Raw genomic sequence first — 17,629 nt, forward strand, 5'->3', positions numbered from 1 at the left:
TCGGTCAGGGGGCAGCGGGAGATAGGAACACGAACAACACACACACGAACACAGCCGAACACGGCGGACATCACAGGCAGCTCAACCATAGACCTGTCTTATGGTAGCGCCCACCGCTGCTGAAAATTGCAGTGTGGGTGGGCATCTCCAGACGGCGGCGGCGCTCATAGCCCTTCCAGAATAGTAACGTCCTCTACGACACCCACATCTATGGCGGGCTTCACGGTCACGGTGCGGTTCACGTCGTTGGGGCCGAGGGGCAGCACGCTTTCGATGGTACCCACCCGGATGCCCACTGGGTACACGCCGCCCAAACTGCTGGTCACCAATACGTCCCCTACCTTGACGGGTACACTGCGCGAAAACTGCGCCCGCAGACGATCTGGAGAGACGCCCACCGCCATTCCGCGCCCGCCCCGGTTGCCCTGCAAGGTCACGCCCACGCTGCTTTCGGGGTCCACCAGCGCGACTACCGTGGCGCGGTTGCTGCTGACGCTCGTCACCTGGCCCACCAGACCGCCGGGAACGGTCACGGGCATTCGCACCCGCACGCCATCGTCGGTGCCCCGGTTGAGGGTAATGCGGGCCAAGAGCGGACTCGGGTCTACGGCCACCACCTGTGCGATGCCGAGCGCGTTGGGCGCTTGGGTGGCCGTGATCTGCATCACCTGGCGCAGGCGCGAGACTTCCCGCGTCAGCAATTCGTTGCGCTGCCGCAGCACGTCGTTTTGCTTGCGGAGACTGCCCACTTCTCCCGCCAGATTGCGCTCGTTGACTACAGTGGTATAGGCGCGGCGCAGATTATCGGCGGCCACCACGCCAATGCGCGTAATCGGGGCCACCGAACCCGAAATAGCGGTGGGCATGATCACCTGAAAGCGGGTCGCGACCATGCTCAGCAGCAGCAGGCCGCCGTACACCAGCAGCACGGAACGCCAGCCTTTCATGCCGCGCCTGAATGTGAAACGGCCCATGTTGCTTGGAAAATGCCCACACGGGTCACGCCGAGGACACCCCGACAGGTTGGGGCAGAGAGTCGGCAGCAAGATGAGCGGAATTCAGTTGGCCCCACACGGGCACGCCCGCCGCCCGCAGCAACCGGGTCACCAGCGTCAGCGGAAAGCCCACCACGTTGGAATAGTCGCCCTGAATGCCCGACACCAGCGCCATGCCTACGCTCTGGATGCCGTAGCCGCCCGCCTTGTCCAGCCCCTCTCCTGTGGCCGCGTAATAGGCGATTTCCTGCGCGGTCAGGGGCCGGAAGGTCACGTCGGTGCGCTCTACCTCGCAGTTTAGACCGGATGCAGACCGCACCGCCACACCCGTCAAAACCTGATGCGTGCGACCCGACAAGGCTTCCAGAAACGCCCGATTCTCGGTGGCGTCGGCGGGCTTGCCCAGCAGTTGCCCGTTTACGGCCACCACTGTATCGGCGGCGATAATCACGGCGTCCGGATGTAGGGCGGCCACCGCTCCCGCTTTCAGCATCGCCAATTCTGCTGCCAGCCGCGCCGGATCGGTTTCGGGGCTGTCTTCCGGCTCGCCACTGACGACCACCCGGAAAGTCACGCCCAGATTCCTCAACAATTCGCGGCGGCGTGGGCTGCCCGAAGCCAGAATCACTTCGGGAAGGATGATTTCAAGAGGGATTGCCTCTGGCACGGTCACTTCAGTATCCTGCGCCGGTCTTTTCGCCTGCCACCAACGCCACGCCGCCCGATGTGCCAAGGCGGGTAGCTCCTGCTTCGATCATTTCCAGTGCGTCGGCAGGAGAGCGCACGCCGCCCGCCGCCTTGATCTGGGCGCGGCCCGCGATGACGTCGCGCATCAGGCGCACGTCGGCGGGGGTAGCCCCGCCCGTGCCAAACCCAGTACTGGTCTTCACAAAATCCGCGCCGCCCTTCACGCTGGCCTCGGTAGCGCCGCGTTTCTGGTCGTCGGTCAGGTAGCAGGTTTCAATAATCACTTTCAGCACCTGCTCCGGAATGGCCCGCCGCACGGCCCGCACATCGGCTTCTACGGCGTCCCAGTTGTCTTCCAGCGCCGCGCCGATATGAATGACCATATCGATTTCATCGGCCCCGGCTTCGGCACTCAGGCGGGCTTCCAGCGCCTTCTGGTCGCTGCTGACGGCCCCCAGCGGAAAGCCGCACACGGTGGCGACTTTTACGCCGCTGCCCGCCAGTTCTGAGGCGGCCATCGGCACATAGACGGGGTTGATGCACACGGCATAAAAGTTGTGTTCGCGGGCCTCGGCGCACAGGGTGCGGATGTCTTCGGCGGTGGCGGTGGCTTTAAGCAAAGTATGGTCAATGTACGGGGCGAGCTTCACGCTGCCCATGTTACGCGGCAGAGGGTAAGAAAGGTAAATGACTTGCCCAGAGTGGGGGAGAGGGGCTAGGTCTAAGGGTCGAGGGTCGAAGGGTAAGAGTCTAAGAAAGGCAATTGCTGACGCTCACACCCCTCACCCCGCTGCTAACGCAGCCGCCCTCGCCTCCTGTGGGCGAGGGCTAACGGCGCGTAGGCAAAGCGATTGCCCTTCCGCCCTTCCTTAGACCCTTGATCCCTAGACGCCTTCCCGCCGCCCAACCAAGCTCCCACTTTTTGCCAAATGCTCTACGCTACGGCCATGACCACGCCCGACGCTCCCGAGACCCCCGAAATTTCCCGCCTGCAACCCGGCGAAGTCTTTCCCGCCTTTGCGCTGCCCGGTGCCGATGGCAAAACGTACGCGCTGGCCGACTACGCGGGCAAATATGTGGTTCTGTACGTGTACCCCAAGGACGACACGCCCGGCTGCACCAAAGAAGCCTGCGATTTCCGCGATTCTGCGCCGCTGCGGGCGGTGGGCGCGGCCATTTTGGGCCTCAGCCGCGACGATGCGGGCAGCCACACAGCCTTTGCCGAAAAATACAGCCTGCCCTTCCCGCTGCTTAGCGACCCGGACGCCACGTTTATGAAAGAAATCGGCTCGTATGGCCCCAAAACGCTGTACGGCAAAACCAGCGATGGTGTGAAGCGGCAGACGTTCGTGATCGATCCACAGGGCAAACTGGTGAAATCGTGGCTGGCCGTGAAAGTGGAAGGCCACGCCGACGCGGTGGCCGCCGCCATCGAAGCTGATCAGGCCCGCCATGTCTGAACTGACGGGCCTGGAAGCTCTGAAACGGGAAGCGGCGGTGCGAGCGGCGGCATTGGTACAGAGCGGTATGCGCGTGGGCCTCGGCACGGGCAGCACGGCCAAATACGCCATAGAAGAAATTGGGCGGCGGCTGGCGTCGGGCGAACTGACCGGAATTGTGGGCGTGGCGACCAGCGAAGCAAGCGACGTGCTGGCGCGGCAGGTGGGGATTCCAGTGGAACCTCTAGACCCGCGTCCACTCGACATCGCCATAGACGGGGCAGACGAAATCGACCCCGATCTCAACCTGATCAAAGGGCTGGGCGGGGCACTCCTGCGCGAGAAACTGACCGAAGTGCAGGCGCGGCGCTTTATCGTGATTGCCGACCACACCAAAATCGTGTTGCGGTTGGGCGAAAAAGCCCCCCTGCCCATCGAAATCGCCCGCTTCGGCTTCCTGTCCACCATTGAACGATTGCGGACGCTCTGCCCCGGCGGACGGCTGCGGCAACCCGGCGCACAGCCTTATCTGACCGATAACGGCAACTATATTTTCGACGCGCAATTGCCCACTTCCGGCGATGTGCTGGCGCTGGAGCGCACCCTGAAAGGCACTCTCGGCGTCATCGAAACCGGGTTCTTTCTGGGCATGGCCGAACGTGCGTTCGTGGCGGGATTGGACGGAGTGCGGGAATTGGTGCGGCAGGACTGACTTGCTAGGTCAACTCCCAGTCTGCTTCGCAGCCATCCCCCCTGAAGGTGAGCGCAAGAGCTTAGTCTCCACCTTTAAGGGGAGATGGCTGCGCCAGCAACGGGGGGGGTTACACGCGACTCCACCCTCAATCCAGCCCCACCAATTGACGCCGCAGCACCTCCGGGTCACCGGTGGGCAGGTCGCAGGTATGGCCCACGCACACATACGCCATGCCGCCGCCCGGACGATCTTGCAGCACAGGCAGATCAGCTCCGGCCTCGGCAAAAGCCAGTGCCGCGTAAGGCAGGGCGTGGGCGGCCACCACCCGCTCCAGCAGCGCACGTTCGGCGGGCGTGCCGATAATGACAATCTCCAGATGCGGCGCGAGCAGGAAGGCTGCTGCCTGCCACAATCCTCCGAATCCCCCGGTGGCGGCCAGCAAATCGGCGTGGTGACGCTCCACAACCCGGCGGGCAACCGCTTCGTCGGCCTCGTCTCCGAAATAGCGGTGCATCCACACGGCCAGCAGCGTTCCCGCCCCGTTGTCCGACAGCACGGCGGCGTCGAAAGCCTGTGCCTGGCGCGTCAGCAGGCGTTCGGCGTTGCCTCCGGTAGAGTAGAACAGGCCCGCTTCCTCATCCCAAAATTCCCGCCGGATGATGACCCAGAGCTCCCGCGCCCAGTGCAGATGCGCCGTGTCCCCGCCCGCCTGAAACAGCGCCACTAACCCCAGCGCATACAGGGCGTGGTCTTCCATCAGGCCTTCCACGCGGGCCACGCCGCCCTTGAAGGTATGCCGCAAGGTGCCGTCGGGCAAGCGCAACTCCCGGTGCACAAAGTCGGCGTTCTGGCGGGCAATGTCCAGATAATGTGGATTGCCCAGAATGCGGGCAGCGTCGGCAAAGGCGGCCAGGGCCAGCCCATTCCAGGAGGTCAGGCGCTTGTCGTCGGTGCCGGGTTGCGGGCGTAGTTGGCGGGCGGCGTGCAGGCGGGCGCGGGCAGAATCTACCCGTGTCCGCAGCCCTTCTTCCGGCTCGCCCAGATCGCGGGCCAAAGCGTCCAACGGCGTGAGGACATGCAGCACGTTGCGCTTGCCTGCGTCGGGGCGGTGCGGATCTTCAAAATTGCCTACGTCGGTCAGGTTGTAAAAACGCAAGATCAGGTCGGTTTCTGGCTCGTCGCCCAGTACAGCCCTCACTTCTTCCGGCGTCCACGTAAAAGTCAGGCCTTCCACGCCCCCGGTATCGGCGTCCTGTGCGCTGTGAAAGCCTCCATCCGGGGCCAGCATTTCCCGTTCCAGATACTCCAGCGTGCCGCGTGCCAGCCGTGCGAATTCCTCATCCCCGCTGACCTGATAGGCCCGCAGGAGGGTTCGGGTCAGTTGGACGTTGTCGTACAGCATCTTCTCAAAGTGCGGCACCAGCCAGCGTTCATCCACGCTGTAGCGGTGAAAACCGCCGCCCAACTGGTCATGAATCCCGCCCCGGCCCATCATTTTCAGGGTGTGCAGGGCCATGTCGCGCCCGCTGTTCTGCGCCAGCAAAAAGTCCAGCGTGGTGGGGGCCGGAAACTTCGGCGAGCCGCCGAAGCCGCCGTGTGTGCTGTCGTAGGCCCGGCGCAAATTGTCCACGCCCTGCGCCAAAAAGTCGGGCGTCAGGTGCCATTCCCCGCCTTCTGCCACACGCGGGCGGCTCGCTTCGCGGATATGATCGCCCAACGCCTCAGCATTTGCCAGCATTTTCTCTCGCTGGGTAGCCCAGGCGTTTGCCACACTTGCCATGACCCGGCCAAAGCTGGGCATGCCGTAGCGGTCTTGTGGCGGAAAATAGGTGCCCGCGTAGAAGGGTTCGGCATCGGGGGTCAGGAACACGGTCATGGGCCAGCCGCCCTGTCCGGTCATGGCCTGAGTCGCCGCCATGTACACGCCGTCTACGTCCGGGCGCTCCTCGCGGTCTACTTTAATCGGCACAAAATGGGCGTTCATGTACGCGGCGGTGGCCTCGTCCTCAAAGCTCTCGTGCGCCATCACGTGGCACCAGTGGCAGGTGGAATAGCCGATGCTCAGCAGCACAGGAATGTCCCGCGCCCGCGCCTCGGCAAATGCTTCTTCGCCCCAGGGCTGCCAGTTCACCGGGTTGTCGGCGTGTTGCAGCAGATACGGGCTGGATTCGGCGGCGAGGCGGTTCATAGTTGCAGGCTAACCCGCCGTGCCGGGGCCGTGAATTTGGGCAACGTTAGGCAAGCGTAGACTTCCCCTCCTTGTCCCCTTGAAAAACCGTCACACTATAGGCATATGGCACCGCACGACCCGGCCCACCCCTCCGCTGCAAATACCTCCTTAGGCAACACCTCAGAAGTCGCCCCCTTTGAAAACCCTGTCCGCGTCCGCGCGGGCTTTTCCTTAACCTTCGACGTGCCGTTTCCTACGCCTATGCTGTTTGTGGTGCAGCCGCAAGACCGTCTCGATCCCACTGGAACCCGCCAGCGCATCATCGATCAGCGGGCGCTGGGCGCGGCGCAGGGCGTCCACACCTACACCGATTCTCACGGCAATACGGTGTGGCGCATGTTGGCCCAGCCGGGAACCCTCACCATCGGTCACGACCTGATTGCCGAAATTACCCGCTACCCCGATCCCATTTTGCCTGCCCTCCGCAAAATGAACGTGGAAGAATTGCCCGACGACACCATCGGCTATCTACTCCCCAGCCGTTACGTAGACAGCGACCTCGTGAGTGCCGAGGCGTGGGAGCGGTTCGGTCACATTCAGGGCGGCTGGGCGCAGGTGCAGGCCATCAGCGACTACCTGCAAGATGAATGCGTGTACGGCTACGGCAGCAATTCCTCGACTACGGCCAAGCAGGCCCTCGACAGCAAACGCGCCGTGTGCCGCGACTTCGCACATATGGGCGTGGCGTTTGCCCGTGCCCTGAATATTCCGGCCCGCTATGTCTGCGGCTACATGCCTGATATAGACATTGTGCCCGACCCTGTGCCGATGGACTTCCACGCCTGGTTCGAGGCATTCTTGGACGGCCAATGGCGCACCTTCGATGCGCGCCATAATAAACCCCGCGCAGGCCGTGTGCTGATCGCGCAGGGCCGCGACGCCAGCGACGTGGCCTTCTCGACCACGTTCGGCAGCGCTCGCCTGACCCACATGAAGGTCTGGGCTGATGAAACCAGCCCCGAAACGACGTTGGATGACGCCCCCAACCCACGCATTTTCTAGGCTATGTGAACAGGTGTGGCGGCTTGCGTAGGCCGCCGCACCCGCTCTAGCCCACAAAAAGGTAAGGCCGACCCCAGGTAAGGCCAGCCTTCCGTGCGCACGGGCTTCACCCGGCCCGCTATGTATTCAGTGCGCTGATACGTTTAAGTTAACACGACGAGTGTCACAGTTGTGTCACAAATACTTGCCGAGTCATCATCTATATGTATGAAAATTCCTATAAATCTCACACAGACTTTGAATTAACCCACTGTTTATTAAAAATGTGTTAGATGGCCCGCGTCTGAAACACCATCACTTCACTGTGGGTGTCCAGCGGGCCGCCGTGAAAGCTGCCAGTCACCCGTGGGGCTTCAAATCCCGCGTGTCTCAACAACCATTCCATTTCAAAACGGGTGTAATACCGCTGGGTCAGGGTGTAATGCCGCCGCGTCAGGCGTCCATCGGTGTGGGCCGTATCGGCGTGGTACTCGGTGGTGATGTGCTGGCGGGGCTTGTCGTGCCGCTGCACCAGAAATACGTCGGTGCGCGAGCCGTCTGCGGCGTAAAAGGTTTCACCCTCGTGGCGCACCGTGTTCATTTTGCCAAAATGGGGCAAATACAGGTCGAACACAAAGGCTGCGCCCGGTGCTAGATGCGCGTGAATGTTGTGCAGCGCCGCCAATTGTTCACCCGGCGTGTAGAGGTGCATCAGGGCATTAAAGGGCGCGAGTGCCAGCCCGAAGCGTTCCTCCAGCCGGAAGGTCTGCGCGTCACCCTGCACGAAGTTCAGGCTCAGGCCATCTGCCGCCGCCCGCGCCCGGCCCCGCTCGATCATGCGTGCGCTGGGTTCTATGCCCGTCACCGCCACGCCACGCCGCGCCAAAAATGCCGTGACCCGGCCTGTGCCTGCGCCAATTTCCAGCACCGGGCCGCCCGTGCGCTCGGCCACGCCAGCATAAAAGTGAAGGTCATCGCGGTAGATGTCGTATTGATGATCGTACAGGTCGGCGAAATCGTCGTAGTTCACAGGGACAGGGTAGATGCTTTGGGCGGGAAGTGGGGTGTGGGGCAAGTCCCTTGAGTCGCCAGCATTGGAACCACTTTCAGCGCACCACATCCCGCCAAGTCCGCACCCTGATCCCCGGCAACTCTCCCAGTGGGACAGCCTGCCAGCCCGCTTCCTGCATTTGCCGCAGTAGTTCGGGCAGGGCAGGCACGGTCACGCGTGCGCCGGGGCCAGCGTCGTGCAGCACCAGCACTGCGCCGGGGTGAAGTTTGGAGAGCACTTGGGCGGGCATTGTTTCAGGACTCGCTCCACGCTCCCAGTCGCCGCCCTCTGCGCTCCAGTGTGCGCCCGTAACGCCTGCCACGCGCTGCCCCAGCACCGTTGCCAGCGTGTACGCGCCGTGTGGTGGGCGGTGGAAGCGGGCGGCCCGGCCCGTCAACGCACTCACCCGGCGGGCGGCCCGAACAGGATCGAGTAATGCGCCCCAAGGTGAACGAATCCAAGCATGAACATGCCGCGCCGCGTGCGGTTCCACCTCATGCCCCTCGGCCAGTAGGCGGGCCATCAGGTCGGGGTGCGCCTCGGCGTTGGCGGCGATGACAAAGAAGGTGGCCCGTACATTGGCCGCCCGGAGCGCGTCTAGTACGGCAGGTGTGGTGGTCGGGTCTGGCCCGTCGTCGAAGGTGAGGGCAAAGGTTTTTTCTGCCCCTGTGCCCTGCCGCACAGTTCCCAGATTCAGCCGCTGCACCAGCACATAGGGCAGGCCAATATAGACGGCCCCCACTGCGCTCACCAACCCCAATGTTCGGAGCCGCACCCCATTTTTGCCCTTCCCACTCATAAAAAATCGCGATAAGCCGGAAGCGAATCTGACTGAAAGGAGTGGCAACAGAAGTCGGGGTCAGAAGATGAACGTACCTTTGACGTTTGTCCAAAGGGGCGGGAATCGGAGGGCTTCGGCTTCACCATTGACCACTCACCACCAACGGTTTTGCCTGTTCTCTGCCCAGTTTACCCAGCAACGCCGCCGCCACCCGCTCCGCCGCATCTGGCTTGCTCACAGCCATTGCTCCGGCGCTTAGGCGGGCGCGTTCGCTGGAGTCCAGGGCGTGTAGAACAGAGCCGCGCAATTGGTTCTGCTCTTTGACCCACAGGGCCGCGCCGTGCCGTACCAGATAGTCGGCGTTGTGTTCTTCCTGCCCCGGAATCGGTTCGTAGACCACCAGTGGCACGCCCAATGTGGTGGATTCGGCCACCGTGAGGCCGCCCGCCTTGCCCACCACCAGATCGGAGGCGGCCAGCAGTTGCGGAAAGCGGCGCGTGAAACCTAGATGATGAATGGTGGCCCCGCCCAGGCGCGTGACGCCCTGTTCCTTGGCTCCGGCCAGCACCAGCACTTGCACCCGCCGCCCCAGCCCACCCAGCTCGGTCAGCACGCGGCCCAGCGCCCGGTAAGCGCCTGTGCCGCCGCCCGACAGCAAAATCAGCGGGAGTTCTGGGTCTAGGCCGTGTTCGGCCCGCAGCGCCGCCTGATCCGAGCCGATGAGTTGGCGGTAAATCGGCGCAATCGGAATACCTGTGACCACCACGCTCTTCGGCGGAATCTTCCAGCGGGCCATCTGTTCCTGCGCCTCATCCGTCGCCACCATCAGCAACTCGGCTTCGGGCCGCGCCCAGTGATGATGCACACGGTAATCGGTGACCACCAGCGCATTCAAAAAGTCTGCCCCCAGCCGCATGCGGGCGGCATTGGCAAGCGCGGTAGGCGTGGGGTAACTGCTGACCACCACCTCGGGCCGCACCTCGCCCACATCGCGCAGCATGCCGCGCCTGCCCAGCCACGTAAATACGTTGGTCAGCGCCTTGGGTTCCGATTCGCGGTCTGTCCAGTCATAGAAGGCCCGGTACATGCCCGGCGCGTGCCGCAACCACCAGTCGTAGATATGCAGTGTAAACAGGCGTTCCACAGGAGTCATGTACTCGATAAAGTCGGCGTGCCGCACATCCAGCGGAGTTCCTGCCGCCCGGAGTGCCCGGTCTATCGCGTCGTTGGCCTGATGGTGCCCACTCCCAAACGAGGCTGAAACGATCAGTGCCCGCAGCGGGTCAGAAGGGGAAAGCTCAGGCATATGCGCCGCCGCTTGCTCCGCTCCACAGTCCACGGTCCACGATCCCATACCCTACAACCAACCTCCCACATCTCACAATCTGCCTCATCCCCGCCTCAACAGTGCCAGCCCCAGCCCTGCGAATACCACATTCGCCAGCCACACGCCCACTTCGGGCAGACCGGGCAGCAGCGGCGCAAGCGTGAGGCCCAGAAAAAACACGAGGTAGTAGCCCACCGCGATCATCAGGGCAAGGCCGAGGGACACGCCTAAAGTGCGCCCATAGCGCAGGGCAAACGGCAGGGCGGCCAGTGCCAACACCAGATTTCCGAAGGGCAGGGCCAGCTTGCGGTTCAGGTTCACGCGGGCCGTTTGACGCTCGGACGCTTTGGCATTCTTGTCGTTCAGCACGGCCATCAATTCATTCCAACCCTCGCCGTCTGCGCCGATGGCGTCGGCATAGGTCGCCAGCGTTTTCTTACGGCTCAGGCCCGTGTCTATGACCAATGTGTCAGAAGGTTTGGGGGGCAAAATTACGCTGGGAAACACGGCCTGCACGGCTTCGCGGAAGGCTTGTGGGTCAGTTTCGGACACCTTGGAGAGTTGCGCCGCCGCCGCGTAATCCACCGAATAGACGCTGTAGCCGCGCAGGGTCAGGCGGTTGTTTTCAAAGGTTCCGGCGTCGGCAAAAATAATCCGGCCCTGCTTGGGCACGTCAGCTGACCACTGTTCCAGCCGAATCTGTTTCAGTTCGCGCTTGGCCCCGTCGTAGCTGCCCAGCGAAAGGGTCAGATTGTTGCCCAGATCGACCGTTTTGCCCACGAGCTGAGACAGGCCCGCGCCCGTGAGAACGTCCCAGTACAGGCCGCGCGTTTCTATGTTAGCCCTCGGAGCTACCCACAGCGACAGCCAGATGGAGAGGGCTGTGACCGCCGCCGCCGTGGCCCACACGGGCCGCGCCACCCGCCCCAGGCTGATGCCGCCCGACTGCACCGCCACGAGTTCGCGCTCGGTCGCCAGCCGTCCGAAGGCCACCACGGTCATCAGCACCACCGCCATTGGCAGCACCTTCACCAGCGTATCGGGCATCTGGAAGCCGATCCAGCGGGCCACGAGGCCAATCGGCACGCCCGTGAGCCACTGACTGGAAATAAAGAAGTAGCCGAAGCTGAGGATGGCCGTAAATAGCAGTGCGCCCGCCAGGAGCGGCGGCAGCAGCTCTAGCGTGACGTAGCGGGAGAGGCGGGTCATGGGGTGCCTTTGGCCCGGTGGCTGGATCGTGGATCGTGGATCGTGGGGCGTTCGCTACTCTCCACGATCCACTCTCTACAATCCACGTTCCTCACCCTTTCGCCACAGCAAACAGAATCGTGGCTTCGGCGGCCACCATGCCGTCTACCTCGGCGCGGCAGGTCGTTTTGCCCAGCCCCCGGCGCAAGAATTCCAGTTTGGCGTGCAGGTGCAGAACGTCCCCCGGAATCACCTTGCGCTTAAAGCGTGCGCCCTCGATGCCCGCCAGATAGCCGATCTGCCCCGGCTCCATCTGCTCGCGCATACAGAACATGCTCGCCTGCGCCAAGGCTTCAACAATCAGTACCCCTGGCATCACAGGTTCAGTGGGAAAGTGGCCGGTAAAAAACGGCTCGTTGATGCTCACATTTTTGACGGCATGCACGAGGCCGCTCTCTGCGCTCAGCACGCGGTCAATCATGACGAATGGGAAGCGGTGAGGCAGGATTTTTAGGATGTCTTGGATGAGCAGGGGTTCGGTCATGTGGCTCCTGTTGGGGGCGTTGGCGTGATCTAAGGGTCAAGAGTCTAAGAACAGAGCAGACGTTGCAGCCTAAGCCAAAAAGCGGGCGCAGCCATCTTATCCGGCCCGCGCCCACTTCTCGCCCTAAAATCCTTAGACCCTGAAACTCTCGACTCTCAGACGTTGTTCAGCGGCGCAAGTAGTTGTCGCTCGACACGAGGCTGTCGCCCAGCACCGGAATCATTTCCAGCGCCATGCCTGTGCCTACCGCAACGGCTTCAACTGCGTTTTCGGCCACAGCAACGGGAATCCCGGTGGTCTGACGCAAGAGTTCGTCGAAGTTGCGGAGCAGGCTGCCCCCACCCGTCATCACGATGCCCCGATCAATAATGTCGCTGACCAGTTCAGGGGGTGTGATTTCCAGCACGCGCTTCACGCAGTCCACAATTTTGGAGACGGGTTCCGACAGGGCTTCCACCACGTCATGGCTGTCCAGCGAAATGGTTTTGGGCAACCCGTTGACCAGATCGCGCCCGCGCACTTCTGCGGTCAGGCTTTCGCCGTCGTTCAGCAGCATGGCCGCGCCCACTTTCACCTTAATTTCTTCTGCGGTGCGCTCACCAATCAGCACGTTATGCTTGCGGCGCACATAGCGGATGATGCTTTCATCGAACTCATTGCCCGCGATCCGCATGGATTCGCTGACCACGATGCCGCCCAGAGAAATCACAGCCACATCGGTACTGCCGCCGCCAATATCCACGACCATGCTGCCAATCGGCTCGGCAATCTTCAGGCCCGCGCCAATGGCGGCGGCCAGCGGTTCCTCGATCAGGAAGGCGCGTTTGGCGTTGGAGTTCAGGGCGGCCCGCAGCACGGCGCGTTTTTCCACGTCACTGACGTTGCTGGGTACACCGACCATGAGTTGAGGCTTGAACCCGAATAGGCGTCCCGCGTTGCCCTGCACTTTTTGCAGGAACATGGTGATCATTTTTTCGGTGAGGCCTTCATCAGCAATAACGCCGTCTTTGATGGGCCGCACTGCCACAATTCCGCCCGGCGTGCGCCCGATCATGCGGTAAGCCTCCTCGCCCACCGCTTTGACCTGCTTGCTGTCGCGTGTCATGGCGATCACGCTGGGTTCTTGCAGTACCAAACCACGGGTCTTGCTGTAAATAAGGAACGTCGCCGTTCCCAGATCAATGCCAATATCTTCAGACAACCGCACGCATTTCCTCCGGTTCCCAATTGGGGAAGCTCGGCGCAGGCTTCAGATCCTGACCGGGCGCAAAACCCTGTCATGCTATCACGGGGCATGAGGAGAGCTTAAACCACGACTCATCCAGTTAAAATTACCCCTATTGGTCGACGTTCAGCGGGGTTTGATGTATGCCCCCAACGCGGCGACGGCACTGGTCAGCACGGCCAGCACCAGCGCCCGCGTGAAGCCGGGGATATCGGCCCAGCCCAGCCCGGCGCTCATGGCACTTTCCAGGCTGCCCACCGAACGCAACCACAGCGGCGCACCCGCACTCAGCGCCGCAAAAGCGCCCAGAGTCAGGGCGGCCAGCCCCAGCCCAAACAGCACCAACAGCAGGGTTAAGATCCACGCGACAACGCGCACCAGACCTCCGGCGATTCTAACAAAACCTTCATTCGGGGCATTCTAGTTGGGCTGGGTGGGAACAGGGTGAAAACGCAGCATTGCCACCGTTGGTGAATCATCGGTGTCGGCATTTAGCCGCTACACTGGCCCGCGTGTCTTTGCCTGCCCGCGTCCGTGTAACCCGCCCACCCCTGCCCCTGTCTCACACTCTCCGCAACGCTGTTGCCCGAATGCTGCCTGCCGCGCCGCTCCCCGAATTGACCGCCGCTGCTTTGGCGATTGCTGGCGGGGCCGTGATCGGTGCATCTCTGCGCTGGGATGGGGGAGAGGCACTGTTTATAGAGTCGGGGTGGCGGGGGCGGGGGATAGAAGAGGAATTGGCGCGGGTGTTAGGCGATTGAGATTGGGGTTGCTTGTCTTGTTCCACGATTTGCCCCACCCTCGGCCCTACCTGGTGGCGTAGGGGAGCGGCGCTGCGCTAGGCAGGATTGATCTTGTTGGATTCAGACTTACCTAAATCTCTCTTTTGAAGCGGAATCGCCAGTCGTCGTGGACGACGGCCTCACATGGATGGGGCGGGGACGAGCTGGGGGGCGGTATCGGGGTTGTTGCGCCCTCTCCCTTGGCTGGCACAGCTCCGCAGGAGAGGGGGAAGGCCGGGGACTCGCAGAGCTGCGAAGCAGATGGGGTGAGTGAGCAACGCGATTGCCCTTCCTCAGACCCTAGACCCTTAGCTCACGCTTCCATAAACCGCCCCCATCCCAACCGCCCCACCCCACTCACTGTCTCCCTAACGCCCGTTTGGTAGCCTGGCGCCATGACCGCCACCCTGGCCGCCCCTGGCATGTCGTTTGCCCTCTCCGACGAGCAGCGCATGATTGTGCAACATGTGCGCGAATATTGCCGCGCCGAGATTGCGCCCAAAGCCGCCGAGTTTGACCGCAGCGGTGAGTATCCACACGAGCAATTGCGCGGCTTGGCCGACCTGGGCCTGATGGGGGCCACCGTGCCCGAAGAATGGGGCGGCGCGGGACTGGACAGCGTGACCTACGCCCTGTGCTTAGAGGAAATCGCGGCGGCTGATGCAAGTGTGGCCGTGATCGTGAGTGTGCAAAATGGCCTGCCCGAACAGATGATTTTGCGCTATGGCACCGACGCCCAGCGCGAGCAGTATTTGCGCCCCCTGGCGACTGGGCAGCACATCGGCGCGTTTTGCCTGACCGAACCCGGGGCAGGCAGTGACGCCGCCAGCCTGAGACTAAAGGCTGAGGCCGCTGATGACGGTTGGATTTTGAACGGCAGCAAAGCGTGGATTACCAGTGGCGGGCAGGCCCACACTTACCTTGTGATGGCGCGTACAGGCGGCGCGGGTGCACGCGGCGTGAGCTGCTTTGTGGTGCCGCACGACGCCCCCGGCCTCAGCTTTGGCAAGCCCGAAGAAAAGCTGGGCCTGCACGCTGCCCACACCACCACCGTCAATTTTGATGGCGTGCGGGTGGGCGCGGATCAACTGATCGGTGAGGAAGGGCAGGGCCTGATTATCGCGCTGGCGAGCCTGGATGCGGGGCGCATCGGCATTGCCATGCAGGCACTCGGCATTGCCCGCAGCGCTCTGGAACATGCCGCCCGCTACGCCCTGGAGCGCGAGCAGTTCGGCAAACGCATCAGCGAATTTGAAGGCGTGTCATTCAAGATCGCGCAGATGGCCGCCCACACCGAGGCTGCCCGGATGGTGGCCCTCAAAGCCGCGTGGCTGAAGGACGCGGGCCAGCCCTACGGCAAAGAGGCCAGCATCGCCAAGCTGCTTGCCAGCGACGCCGCCGTGAACTGTAGCCGCGACGCCATCCAGATATTCGGCGGCAACGGCTACAGCCGCGACTACCCGGTAGAACGGTTGTACCGTGACGCCAAAGTGACGGAGATTTACGAAGGCACCAGCGAAATTCAGCAGTTGGTGATTAGCCGGGCGGTGTTTAAAGAACTGGGTGGGTGAGGCTCACAGTTCTTCAAAGTATTCACTGTCAACGCGGCGAATACTGTAAGTTTTGCGGGTCAACACTCCTACGCTGTAGTCGATCATCAGGCTGGCAAGCATATGGCCGTCAATCAAAATGATGTTTCCGATCTGGGCCGCCGTTTGTTTAGCTCCCTCGCTAAAGCCGGAGGTGGTCAGAAATACGCCTTTGCTGGCGCGGTGATAGGTCAGGCTTCCGGCGAAGGTTCTGATCTCCGGACTATGCACTGTGTTTTGCCATTTTTTGGCTTGCAGATACACCCGGTCTAGCCCCAGCGGGTCTTGCTTGATCATGCCGTCGATGCCGTTGTCACCGCTGCGGCCCAATGCTTGCCCAGCGTCGCGCACACTGCCGCCGTAGCCCATCGACACCAGCACTTCCACCACGAGCCGTTCAAATTGTTGGGGTGAAATCTGCATGACTTGGCTCAGCAACTCATCGGCCAGTGAGGTGAGAAGTTGACTGTAGAGCGTTGCCAGTTGCTCTTCGGGTGAGGTCACCAAAGAAATGTCATCCGGCGTTGGTGCGGCTGGTGCCGTTTGGGATTGGCCCGTCGTTTTAAAGGCTAGAAACTCCGGGTAGATCTCCAAATCACGTTGGACGATTCGGCCCGGAGTTCGTGCCAAAAGCTCCTGCCCTCGCGTGGTGATTTTGACAGTCCCGCGTGTTTCTGTGGCTAGAGCTTGTGCTTTGGTCAAATAGGTTTTGGCCCACCCGATCCGGTTTTTATAGATGGTCTGTTTGCCGCTGGGGAGCAATTCCTGTAGGTCTGAATCGCTTAGACCGAGTGTGGCTGCCACATGGCCGGCAACCTCGCGCATCACGTGTGTGGTGCCGTCTTGCACGGCTTCCAGTAGGGGGCGCATCAGCGATTGGTAATCCGGAACAGCCATTGCCCCAGCCTAGTACAGCGTTCAATTAATACGAATGGTTTCATAGTGGCGTCCGAGGGTTCGTCGGGCGGCCTGAGTCGAGAACTGCCAGTTGAGTGTGATGGCCGCGCGTGAACGCGCGGCCACCCACGCCTCGACTTCGGAACGAAGTCGTTCCAGCGAAGGAATCCGCCGATGTAAACACTGCCGCTGAAGAGCGCTGAATTCCAACTCCGCCATGTTTAACCAAGAGGCGTGTTTCGGCGTGTAGATCCACTCGAATCGGCCCATCAACCGGTGGGCCTGTTCTGGGGACATCCACTTGTAGAAGCTGCCCCCATGATGGGTATTGAGGTTGTCCTGCACCAGGGTGATCTGTACCGCTGCTGGGTAGGCCCGTTCCAGCTCCTCCATGAATGCCGTGTATTCCTCGGCCGTTCGTCGGGCACACACGTTCACAAACCGACGACCAGTCTGGGGTTCAACCGCGAGCAGCACCGCGCCACTTCCAAATCGCTCGTATTCATAGTCTTGCTTGGCGACTCGTCCCGGTTCCATCGGAACCGGGGCCATGACGTCGCCGATCAGGAAACAAGGCTGCTCATCGAAGCACAACACGGGGAAGCGCTCATCATAGGGCCGGGCATACACGTCCAGGACACGCTCCATCTCACACAGGAACTTTGCCGTCAGTTGCGCGATGCACCACTGCCTTTTGCGGTGCGGCTGGAGCGCGTTTTTTTCAGGATGTAGAACACCGTGGACGGCGCAATGCCGTCTACCACGTTCAATTCCACGGCTTTTTCGGCGAGCAGGCGAACGCTCCACTGGGCATGGCCTGTGGGAGCCTCACGGCACGCCAGTGCCGTGATGGCCGCCCGATCCTGGCCAGTGAATTTCGCGGGTCGACCCGTATGTGGGGCCTCATAGAGCGCCGCGTCCAGCCCTCCGAGCACGAAGTGTTTTCGGATCGACTGCGCCATCTGCACACTGATCCCCAGGGCTTCCTTGATCGCGAGATCACCCATCTGCCGATGGGCCATCAGCAAGATCTGAGCGCGGGTCATGACCCGCGCCTTGTGGGTCCCTTTCGTTGTGATGGCTTTGAGAGTCTGTTCCTGCTCAGGGCTCAATTCCACTTTGTACAGCAGAGGGCGAGGCATAACTAACTCTACTAAATTGCAAAACGCTGTACTAGCCCAAACAAGCAGGCCGCCTACCCGTAAATAGACGGCCATCT

The 17,629-nt window shown here is 62.0% G+C and carries 19 protein-coding genes; 5 read left to right on the forward strand and 14 right to left on the reverse strand.

The features are described 5' to 3' along the window. Window positions 1-164 precede the first annotated feature (164 nt). Genes mreC through deoC form a run of 3 tightly spaced genes read right to left on the reverse strand, consistent with a single transcriptional unit; the run spans window position 165 to window position 2,332 of the window. Window positions 165-974, reverse strand: coding sequence for a rod shape-determining protein MreC (mreC, locus tag M1R55_RS13720; RefSeq protein ID WP_249392300.1), 810 nt, complete (start codon window positions 972-974; stop codon window positions 165-167). A gap of 25 nt (window positions 975-999) precedes the next feature. Then, window positions 1,000-1,623, reverse strand: coding sequence for a Maf family nucleotide pyrophosphatase (locus tag M1R55_RS13725; RefSeq protein ID WP_249394219.1), 624 nt, complete (start codon window positions 1,621-1,623; stop codon window positions 1,000-1,002). A gap of 46 nt (window positions 1,624-1,669) precedes the next feature. Next, window positions 1,670-2,332, reverse strand: a complete 663-nt coding sequence (gene deoC / locus M1R55_RS13730) for a deoxyribose-phosphate aldolase (protein ID WP_371827112.1) — start codon at window positions 2,330-2,332, stop codon at window positions 1,670-1,672. A gap of 297 nt (window positions 2,333-2,629) precedes the next feature. On the opposite strand from deoC, the gene M1R55_RS13735 reads away from it, so the two are divergent. Both M1R55_RS13735 and rpiA read left to right on the forward strand, forming a co-directional pair. After that, window positions 2,630-3,142, forward strand: a complete 513-nt coding sequence (locus tag M1R55_RS13735) for a peroxiredoxin (RefSeq protein WP_249392302.1) — start codon at window positions 2,630-2,632, stop codon at window positions 3,140-3,142. Beyond that, window positions 3,135-3,833 carry a ribose 5-phosphate isomerase A gene (rpiA, locus tag M1R55_RS13740; protein ID WP_249392303.1) on the forward strand — a complete coding sequence of 233 codons (699 nt, stop codon included), beginning with the start codon at window positions 3,135-3,137 and terminating at the stop codon, window positions 3,831-3,833. The genes M1R55_RS13735 and rpiA overlap by 8 nt, the downstream gene beginning before the upstream one ends. A 127-nt stretch (window positions 3,834-3,960) precedes the next feature. Here rpiA and M1R55_RS13745 read toward each other — a convergent pair whose 3' ends face one another. Further along, window positions 3,961-6,003 (reverse strand): thioredoxin domain-containing protein, encoded by a 2,043-nt coding sequence (locus M1R55_RS13745; protein ID WP_249392304.1) that lies wholly within the window; start codon window positions 6,001-6,003, stop codon window positions 3,961-3,963. 105 nt (window positions 6,004-6,108) lie between these two features. On the opposite strand from M1R55_RS13745, the gene M1R55_RS13750 reads away from it, so the two are divergent. Further along, window positions 6,109-7,047 (forward strand): transglutaminase family protein, encoded by a 939-nt coding sequence (locus tag M1R55_RS13750; protein ID WP_249392305.1) that lies wholly within the window; start codon window positions 6,109-6,111, stop codon window positions 7,045-7,047. A 268-nt stretch (window positions 7,048-7,315) separates the two neighbouring features. On the opposite strand, the gene M1R55_RS13755 is transcribed toward M1R55_RS13750, so the two are convergent. The 7 genes from M1R55_RS13755 to M1R55_RS13785 form a co-directional block, all read right to left on the reverse strand. After that, window positions 7,316-8,056, reverse strand: a complete 741-nt coding sequence (locus M1R55_RS13755; RefSeq protein WP_249392306.1) for a trans-aconitate 2-methyltransferase — start codon at window positions 8,054-8,056, stop codon at window positions 7,316-7,318. A gap of 76 nt (window positions 8,057-8,132) precedes the next feature. Beyond that, complete coding sequence (locus tag M1R55_RS13760) at window positions 8,133-8,828, reverse strand: polysaccharide deacetylase family protein (protein WP_371827113.1); 696 nt, start codon at window positions 8,826-8,828, stop codon at window positions 8,133-8,135. A gap of 169 nt (window positions 8,829-8,997) precedes the next feature. After that, window positions 8,998-10,164 (reverse strand): glycosyltransferase, encoded by a 1,167-nt coding sequence (locus M1R55_RS13765; protein WP_249392307.1) that lies wholly within the window; start codon window positions 10,162-10,164, stop codon window positions 8,998-9,000. 84 nt (window positions 10,165-10,248) lie between these two features. Continuing rightward, window positions 10,249-11,394, reverse strand: coding sequence for an LptF/LptG family permease (locus M1R55_RS13770; protein WP_249392308.1), 1,146 nt, complete (start codon window positions 11,392-11,394; stop codon window positions 10,249-10,251). Window positions 11,395-11,485: 91 nt separating this feature from the next. After that, window positions 11,486-11,917: a 3-hydroxyacyl-ACP dehydratase FabZ gene (gene fabZ, locus M1R55_RS13775; RefSeq protein ID WP_249392309.1), complete on the reverse strand. Its 432-nt coding sequence runs from the start codon at window positions 11,915-11,917 to the stop codon at window positions 11,486-11,488. 166 nt (window positions 11,918-12,083) lie between these two features. After that, window positions 12,084-13,124: a rod shape-determining protein gene (locus M1R55_RS13780; RefSeq protein WP_019010543.1), complete on the reverse strand. Its 1,041-nt coding sequence runs from the start codon at window positions 13,122-13,124 to the stop codon at window positions 12,084-12,086. A gap of 144 nt (window positions 13,125-13,268) precedes the next feature. Continuing rightward, the gene (locus M1R55_RS13785; RefSeq protein ID WP_249392310.1) at window positions 13,269-13,520 is read right to left on the reverse strand and encodes a hypothetical protein; all 252 of its coding nucleotides are present in this window, start codon (window positions 13,518-13,520) and stop codon (window positions 13,269-13,271) included. Between the two features lie 134 nt (window positions 13,521-13,654). Here M1R55_RS13785 and M1R55_RS13790 point away from each other — a divergent pair, with 134 nt between their 5' ends. Together M1R55_RS13790 and M1R55_RS13795 are read left to right on the forward strand one after the other, a co-directional pair. After that, window positions 13,655-13,903, forward strand: a complete 249-nt coding sequence (locus M1R55_RS13790; RefSeq protein WP_249392311.1) for a hypothetical protein — start codon at window positions 13,655-13,657, stop codon at window positions 13,901-13,903. A gap of 416 nt (window positions 13,904-14,319) precedes the next feature. Next, window positions 14,320-15,495: an acyl-CoA dehydrogenase gene (locus M1R55_RS13795; protein WP_305880267.1), complete on the forward strand. Its 1,176-nt coding sequence runs from the start codon at window positions 14,320-14,322 to the stop codon at window positions 15,493-15,495. A gap of 3 nt (window positions 15,496-15,498) precedes the next feature. Here M1R55_RS13795 and M1R55_RS13800 read toward each other — a convergent pair whose 3' ends face one another. The 3 genes from M1R55_RS13800 to M1R55_RS13810 are packed head-to-tail and all read right to left on the reverse strand — an operon-like array spanning window position 15,499 to window position 17,552. Beyond that, window positions 15,499-16,410: a restriction endonuclease gene (locus M1R55_RS13800; protein WP_249392312.1), complete on the reverse strand. Its 912-nt coding sequence runs from the start codon at window positions 16,408-16,410 to the stop codon at window positions 15,499-15,501. Between the two features lie 21 nt (window positions 16,411-16,431). Next, the gene (locus tag M1R55_RS13805; protein WP_249394221.1) at window positions 16,432-17,181 is read right to left on the reverse strand and encodes an IS630 family transposase; all 750 of its coding nucleotides are present in this window, start codon (window positions 17,179-17,181) and stop codon (window positions 16,432-16,434) included. Further along, window positions 17,079-17,552 (reverse strand): helix-turn-helix domain-containing protein, encoded by a 474-nt coding sequence (locus M1R55_RS13810; RefSeq protein WP_249392313.1) that lies wholly within the window; start codon window positions 17,550-17,552, stop codon window positions 17,079-17,081. The genes M1R55_RS13805 and M1R55_RS13810 overlap by 103 nt, the downstream gene beginning before the upstream one ends. Window positions 17,553-17,629: the final 77 nt, after the last annotated feature.

The organism is Deinococcus sp. QL22, assembly GCF_023370075.1.
Lineage (GTDB): Bacteria > Deinococcota > Deinococci > Deinococcales > Deinococcaceae > Deinococcus.